Source organism: Flavobacterium sp. (genome assembly GCF_035760125.1).
In the GTDB taxonomy this organism is placed as follows: Bacteria; Bacteroidota; Bacteroidia; order Flavobacteriales; family Flavobacteriaceae; genus Flavobacterium.
Map to the genome: position 1 here is coordinate 1 of NZ_DASTTN010000386.1, position 6,724 is coordinate 6,724.

Genomic DNA, 6,724 nt, shown 5'->3' on the forward strand with positions numbered 1-6,724 from the left:
TTTTGGAGAAAACGCTTGGAGACAGGTAACGGCTCTCCCTAATGTAGATCTTGTTTATGTTGCAACCGATTGGAAATATCATGCTCAAATTGGGGTACAGGCGATGAAAGATGGAAAACACGTGGCTATTGAAGTACCTAGTGCCATGACTATGGATGAAATATGGGAACTAATCAATACTTCCGAAAAAACCAGAAAACATTGTATGCAATTAGAGAACTGTGTTTACGACTTCTTTGAATTGACAACGCTGAATATGGCACAGCAAGGATTGTTTGGGGAAATTCTCCATGCAGAAGGTTCCTATATTCACAATCTTGAACCTTATTGGGCAGATTACTGGAATAACTGGCGTTTGGATTACAACATAAAACATCGTGGAGACATTTATGCAACTCATGGAATGGGACCTGCTTGTCTGGCGTTGAATATCCACCGTGGCGATAAGATGAATTATTTGGTTTCTATGGATACTAAAGCTGTTGGGATTCCAGCTTTCATCAAAGAGAAAAAAGGTGAGGATTTGAAAGATTTTAGAAATGGAGATCATACGATGACGATGATTCGTACTGAGAACGGAAAGACGATTCAGATTCAGCATGATGTAGCTAACCCTCGCCCGTATACTAGAATGTATCAATTGACAGGAACTAAAGGTTTTGCAAATAAATATCCAGTGGAAGGTTATGCATTAGATTCTAAAGACATAGGAAAAGATGTAGCGCCAAATCATGAAGATTTCAATGCACATAGTTATGTTCCTAAAGAAGTTAAGGAAGCTTTAATGCAAAAATATAAAAATCCAATTGTAGTTGACATTGAAGAAAAAGCTAAACAAGTTGGAGGACATGGAGGTATGGATTTTATTATGGATTACCGTTTGATTCATTGTCTTCAAAATGGGCTACCTCTTGATATGGATGTATATGATTTAGCCGAATGGTCTTGTTTGGCTCCATTGACCGAAATCTCACTTGACAACGGTTCTGTTCCTGTCCAAATTCCCGATTTTACTCGTGGAGGATGGAACAAATTGAAAACAGTGGAGTTTTCGAAATAAAAGTAACTACCACTGATGAACAACAGATTTGTAATCTGTGACTAGACAAAACCAACAAACAAAAACCACTCTGTAAAAGGAGTGGTTTTTTTGTTTTCTCAGCATCTATAAGGGATGATTTGATTGTTTTAAACTACCTGATTTTTAGTTAGATACAATTAACATAAGTTTAACGAAATAAATAACGGAACGTTCGTTCCGTTATTATACCTTTGACCTATAAATATTAAAAAAAACAATCATGAAAAATTTAATTAAAAAAATAGCAGTGTTTTCAGCAGCTATTTTATTCGGTGTTTCAACAGAAGTACAAAGTCAAAATGTTAAAGCTGCAAATCCGCCAGCAAACTTTAAGCACGCAATTGCAAATGTAAATGGCGTAAACATTCATTACGTAATTGGTGGAAAAGGAGAACCATTAGTATTGGTTCATGGATTTGGTCAAAACTGGTATATGTGGAACAGATTGTTGCCTGAACTTTCAAAACACTTTACAGTAATTGCTCCAGATTTAAGAGGAGTGGGCGAGTCTGATAAACCAGATGGTGGTTATGACAAAAAAACAATGGCAACTGATATTCACGAGTTGGTAAAAAAATTAGGTTATGAAAAAATCAATTTGGCAGGACATGATATCGGACTAATGGTTGCTTATGCTTATGCGGCTCAATACCCAAATGAAGTTAAAAAACTAGCCTTAATGGATGCTTTGCTTCCGGGAATTGAACCAGTTTGGTCACAGGTTTCGGCTTCAGCGTGGTGGTTTGGATTTTTTGGATGGTCGGCTTCTGGTGATATAGTAGCAGGTAAGGAAAAAGAGTTTTTGACTAATTTTTGGCCAGTAGTTGCTTTTGCAAAAGATTCTTTCACAAAAGAAGAAACAGCTGAATTTATCCGTGCTTATTCTGTTAAAGGTGCAACAACTGGTAGTTTTCATTGGTTTGGGGCTTTCAAACAAGATGGAAAAGACAATGTTGAATTGATGAAGCAAAAACTAACTATGCCTGTATTGACAATGGGAGGTCAGTATTTTGCAGCTGCATTTTTAAAAGATCACACAAAACTTGTGGCGAACGATGTAAGCGAAACAAATATCCCTAATTCAGGTCACTGGTTGGTTCAAGAAAATACAGCCGCTGTTCAAAAAGGTTTGTTGGACTTTTTTTTGGATAAAAAATAATTTAATAAATAAATCAATAATAATTTAAAAGTAAAAGAAATGTCAAAATTAGTAAATAAAGTAGCCCTAGTAACAGGAGGAAATAGCGGAATCGGGTATGCAGCTGCCGAAGAATTAGTTGCACAAGGTGCCAAAGTAATTGTCACCGGAAGAAATAATGAAGCTCTAATAAAAGCTGAAACTGAATTGAATGTTACTGGAATTGTAGCAGATCAAGCCGATTTAAAATCAATTGATAATTTGGTTAGTGAAGTAAAATCTAAATTTGGGAAAATAGACATTATTTTTCTAAACGCTGGAACGGCTTCATTTGCTCCAGTAGAATCTGCTTCAGAGGAACATTATGACAACATTATGAATGTAAATGTAAAAGGTGTGTATTTTACGGTTCAAAAATTACTTCCAATTTTGAATGACGGTGGTTCTATAATTTTTAATACTTCGATTAACGCCAATATTGGTATGCCAAATTCAAGTGTTTATGCTGCAAGTAAAGGAGCCGTTTTGTCTTTCAATAGAGTATTAGCAACCGAACTTGCACCAAGAAACATTAGAGTAAATGCCATTTCTCCTGGTCCGGTTGAAACACCTCTTTATGGAAAATTAGGATTAAGTAAAGAAGAAGTTGAAGGTTTCGGGTCTGTTTTGGGAGATAAAATTCTTTTAAAACGTTTTGGGAAAGCTTCTGAAATTGCCAAAACAGTTGGTTTTTTAGCTTCAGACGATTCTTCATTCATAACAGGAACCGAAATTGTGGTTGATGGTGGACTTACTGTAAATTCAGTAGTATAATTTTTTGCTTTAATTTAGGAATGAACGTTCCTATTTTGATATCTTTGCAAATCTTTAATAATTATGTTTATGGCAAGATTAAAAGAATTCAACGAAGAAGATGCTTTGGACAAAGCAATAGAAATTTTTTGGAGCAAAGGATACAACGGAACATCCGCACAAGATTTGGTGACATATTTAGGTCTTAGCAGATCCAGTCTTTATGACACTTTTGGCGATAAGCATTCCTTATTCATTAAGGCGTTGCAACGTTATCAAAAGAAATCATATGATGATGTGAGCAGTCTTTTGCAGAAATCTACAAATATCAAAGAAACGATTAAAGAAATGTTTGCGCAGGCAATCCTTGAAAGTTTTGAAGATAAAATCACAAAAGGATGTTTTATGGTCAATAGCACTGTTGAATTGGCGATTCACGATGCTGAAATTGAAAAAGTAGTCAATGATAATCGGCTAAAAATGGAAGAAGTTTTTTTTCAGGCTGTTAAAAGAGGTCAGGAATTAAATCAAATTTCATCGGCTACAGATCCAAGATTATTAGCCCGTTTTATATTCAATAATTATTCGGGGATAAGAGTTTTGGCTCGTTCAACCGGTACACCAAAACAGGTTTTCGATGATGTGCTGAAAGTTTTGTTATCCGTGTTATAAGCGGAGTTCGATTGTTGTTTTGGAGCAGAAAGATTTGGCTTTTTTGTGAACATCGTCCCGCTTTCCGTTTTAATCTTTTGTGCCGAACACCGGCACAAAAGGATTTCCACTACAATCGGGGCTAAGGGTTAGTATTTAGCTTTTTTGCCATCATCCAAAAAGAAAACAACAATAATTGAACTCCAGTTCATATTTAAAATTAAACCACTCATTTTTATGGGTGGTTTTTTTATGGTTTTAATTATCGTATGGATTTTTTTAAGAAGGGAATGTATATTTCCTTTAGCGTTATATCGCAATTGTTTTATGGTTGAAAACGATATATCGTTGTATTTGTGTTTTTAAATAATTGTAAATCTGTTGATTATAAAGGGTTTTTCTTAAAAGGCACGATTCTAGCCTATACGTTTGCATAACAATTGAATAATGTAATTATGCAAACCGAAAATCCAAAATCAATTCTTTTTATAACCGGAGCTTTTGTTAGTAATCAGTCTTGGAATGAGTGGAAAGATTTTTATGAAAGTAGAGGTTATAAAACTATTGCTCCCGCCTGGCCTTTCAAAGATGCGCCTACAGCAGTTCTCCGTAGTCGCCATCCAGATCCACAGGTAGCATCAATTCGATTGGCTCAACTCATAGCGCATTTTGAGGAAATCGCAAAATCATTTTCAGAGAAGCCAATAATCATAGGGCATTCAATAGGAGGATTGATTGCGCAAATTTTGAATCAAAAAGGACTGGCGTCAGCAGTTGTTTCAATTCATTCCGTACCACCACAAGGTATTTTAACCTTCAAATTGTCATTTTTTAAAGCAGGTTGGGGACCACTTGGATTTTTTACATCAACAAAAGAAACATTTTTAATGTGTTTTCCTCAATGGCAATATGCTTTTGCCAACGGAATGGAATTGGAACTGCAGGAAAATGGATATCTGCAATTGGCAATCCCTGAGTCAAAATTGGTTGTTCGAGATACAATCACTTCTGTGGCAAAAGTAGATTTTAAAAAACCGCACCAACCCTTATTATTTATTGCTGGCGATATGGATCATACGATTCCTCATCAATTGAATTATGATAATTATAAAAAATACACCGATAAAAACTCGATTAAGAACTATAAAGTTTTCCCAGGCAGAAACCATTTTGTATTAGGTCAGCCGGGTTGGCAAGAAATTGCCATTTATATTTTAGAATGGCTTCAAAAACACAAAAACGAATAGTAACATCTTTTAAATTAAAAATTATGAAATCAACTCCCAACCAAAATGTTTGGTCAAAAATGACAAAAGTTTTTTTAGGCCTATTAGTAATCAGTTTTTTTTCACTGACATCGTGTAACAAAAAAGAAGAACCAGTAAAAGTAGCTGTTGAAGAATCAAAAGATGTGTCTGATTTGCCAGAAGTTAAACCTGCTGATCCACCATCAAACTTTAAGCATGCGGTTGCAAATGTAAATGGTGTTAACATTCATTATGTGATAGGTGGAAAAGGTGAACCTCTTGTACTTGTTCATGGTTTTGGTCAAAATTGGTACATGTGGAATCGTTTGCTTCCTGAATTGTCAAAACATTTTACGGTTATCGCTCCCGATTTGAGAGGAGTAGGCGAATCGGACAAACCTGAGTCCGGTTATGATAAAAAAACAATGGCCACGGACATTCATGAACTCGTGAAGAAATTGGGATATAACAATATAAATCTAGCAGGACATGACATCGGACTTATGGTAGCTTACGCCTATGCTGCTCAATATCCAAATGAAGTTAAAAAACTAGCCTTAATGGATGCTTTGCTACCGGGGATAGAACCAGTTTGGTCACAAGTTTCGGCTTCGGCTTGGTGGTTTGGATTTTTTGCATGGCCTACAGCCGGAGACATTGTTGCCGGTAAGGAAAAAGAATTTTTGACCAATTTTTGGCCAATGGTTGGACACGTTAAAGATCCTTTTACTCCCGAAGAAACAACCGAATTTGTTAGAGCCTATGCAGTTAAAGATGGTGCAAAATCAAGTTTTAAATGGTTTGGAAATTTTCCTCAGGACGGAAAAGACAATCTGATATTTATGAAAACAAAACTAAAAATGCCTTTGTTGGCAATGGGGGGAGAATTTTTTGCGGCAGCTTTTCTTAAAGAGCATTCCAAACTTGTGGCAACAAATGTATCCGAATCAAAAATAGCTGGCTCCGGACATTGGTTAGTTCAGGAAAATACGGCTCAGGTACAAAAAGATCTATTGGCTTTTTTTACGGCAAAATAGGGTATTCAAAATAAAACAAAGAGTATAATTAAATCGAATACGATGAAACGAATATTTTTAATACTACTATTTTTCTTTGGTCTGCTGATGCATTCTCAGGGAAAAGCTGATTTGATTATCTATAACGGAAAAATTGCCACCATGCAAAAATCCGGTGATTTTGTTCAAGCCCTTGCAGTTAAAGACGGGGTTATCCTCGCAACAGGAACTTCAAAAAGTATTTTGGAAAGTTATAAAACTACAACTACCCAAGTAATTGATGCAAAAGGTAAAACGGTTATTCCAGGACTAAATGACAGCCACATACATGTAATACGCGAAGGGCTTAATTACAATGCGGAGTTGCGTTGGGATGGTGTAAAGACCTTAAAAAGAGCTATGGAAATGCTCAAGGAACAGGCTGCCCGAACTCCTCCCGGAGTATGGATTAAAGTCATAGGAGGTTGGAATGAATTTGGATTTGAAGAAAAAAGACAGCCGACAATCGATGAAATCAATGCCGCTGTTCCTGATAAACCTGTTTTTATAACCTATTTGTATGGCAAAGCTTTTTTGAACAAAAAAGGAATTGAGGTTTTGGGTTATACCAAAGACACGCATTACGAAGGCAGCGTTTTGGAGCAAGACAAAGATGGAAATCTAACCGGATTAATGTTTGCCAAAGAAACTCCAAAAGCTATTTATACCACATTAGGATTGACCACAAAATTAACTCCCGAGGAAAGAATCAATAGTTCGTTTCAGTTTAATAGGGAGCTGAATCGGTTTGGTTTGACAT

7 protein-coding genes are annotated in these 6,724 nt (G+C 36.0%); all 7 read left to right on the plus strand.

Annotated elements, in window-relative coordinates; translation table 11 throughout:
- Positions 1–1,060, plus strand: a 1,060-nt coding sequence (locus VFS71_RS13780; RefSeq protein WP_326401924.1) for a Gfo/Idh/MocA family protein, incomplete at its 5' end; no start/stop codon positions are given.
- 241 nt (positions 1,061–1,301) lie between these two features.
- On the plus strand, positions 1,302–2,240 hold the full coding sequence (locus tag VFS71_RS13785; RefSeq protein WP_326401926.1) for an alpha/beta hydrolase: 939 nt from the start codon (positions 1,302–1,304) through the stop codon (positions 2,238–2,240).
- Between the two features lie 39 nt (positions 2,241–2,279).
- Entirely contained in the window at positions 2,280–3,032 is a 753-nt protein-coding gene (locus VFS71_RS13790) for an SDR family oxidoreductase (RefSeq protein ID WP_326401928.1), read from the plus strand.
- A 69-nt stretch (positions 3,033–3,101) separates the two neighbouring features.
- Entirely contained in the window at positions 3,102–3,683 is a 582-nt protein-coding gene (locus tag VFS71_RS13795) for a TetR/AcrR family transcriptional regulator (protein WP_326401930.1), read from the plus strand.
- Between the two features lie 434 nt (positions 3,684–4,117).
- Positions 4,118–4,909: an alpha/beta hydrolase gene (locus tag VFS71_RS13800; RefSeq protein WP_326401932.1), complete on the plus strand. Its 792-nt coding sequence runs from the start codon at positions 4,118–4,120 to the stop codon at positions 4,907–4,909.
- Between the two features lie 23 nt (positions 4,910–4,932).
- A complete protein-coding gene (locus VFS71_RS13805; RefSeq protein WP_326401934.1) occupies positions 4,933–5,946 on the plus strand; it encodes an alpha/beta hydrolase in 1,014 nt (337 codons plus the stop codon).
- 42 nt (positions 5,947–5,988) lie between these two features.
- On the plus strand, positions 5,989–6,724 hold a 736-nt coding region (locus tag VFS71_RS13810), incomplete at its 3' end, for an amidohydrolase family protein (protein WP_326401936.1).

Coding starts and splice junctions, on each gene's coding strand:
- VFS71_RS13790 (WP_326401928.1), top strand. CDS start 2,280: ATGTCAAAATTAGTAAATAAAGTAGCCCTAGTAACAGGAGGAAATAGC.
- VFS71_RS13805 (WP_326401934.1), top strand. CDS start 4,933: ATGAAATCAACTCCCAACCAAAATGTTTGGTCAAAAATGACAAAAGTT.
- VFS71_RS13795 (WP_326401930.1), top strand. CDS start 3,102: ATGGCAAGATTAAAAGAATTCAACGAAGAAGATGCTTTGGACAAAGCA.
- VFS71_RS13800 (WP_326401932.1), top strand. CDS start 4,118: ATGCAAACCGAAAATCCAAAATCAATTCTTTTTATAACCGGAGCTTTT.
- VFS71_RS13785 (WP_326401926.1), top strand. CDS start 1,302: ATGAAAAATTTAATTAAAAAAATAGCAGTGTTTTCAGCAGCTATTTTA.